We start from the raw sequence: 540 nt of genomic DNA on the forward strand, positions 1-540 counted from the left end.
GGAGGCCTCCTTTGAGGAGTTGCTGCGATCCAAGGAAGTGGCGCTGGATTTTGGCCTGACGGAAAGGCTTCGCGAGCACGAAGCCCAGCTGGTGATCCTGGCCCAGGCTCTGGACCATTACGACTGTCTGATCCACAGCACACCGCACACGCTGGTCGAGCGGGGGCTGCAATCGGCCCTGAAGTATGAGGAGTTTTACCTAAAGCGTTTTGGCGGGCACTACATGGAGTCCGTCTTCCAGATGTACACCCGCATCGCCGGGTTCCTGGCGTGCCGGGCGACCCGCGGCATGCGCCACATCGCCCTGGGGCGACAGGGGTCGTGGTGGGAAATGTTCAAGTTCTTTTTCCACCGCCTCTACGACCACCAGATCGTGCCGTCCACCCCCGCCATGCTGAACCTCGGAACCCGCAACTACTACACGTCCAGCTGCTACCTGGTAAACCCCCAGGCCACCACTAACCAGGCCACCCTCCGGGCCATCACCGGCAACGTGAGCGCCATCCTCGCCCGCAACGGGGGCATCGGGCTGTGCATGCA

The 540-nt window shown here is 62.6% G+C and carries 1 protein-coding gene; it reads left to right on the top strand.

Annotated features, from left to right (window positions below):
• Positions 1–540, top strand: a 540-nt coding sequence (locus D7W81_RS44665) for a ribonucleotide reductase N-terminal alpha domain-containing protein (protein ID WP_147445853.1), incomplete at both ends; no start/stop codon positions are given.

The sequence above is a fragment of the Corallococcus aberystwythensis genome (assembly GCF_003612165.1).
Classification (GTDB): Bacteria; Myxococcota; Myxococcia; order Myxococcales; family Myxococcaceae; genus Corallococcus; species Corallococcus aberystwythensis.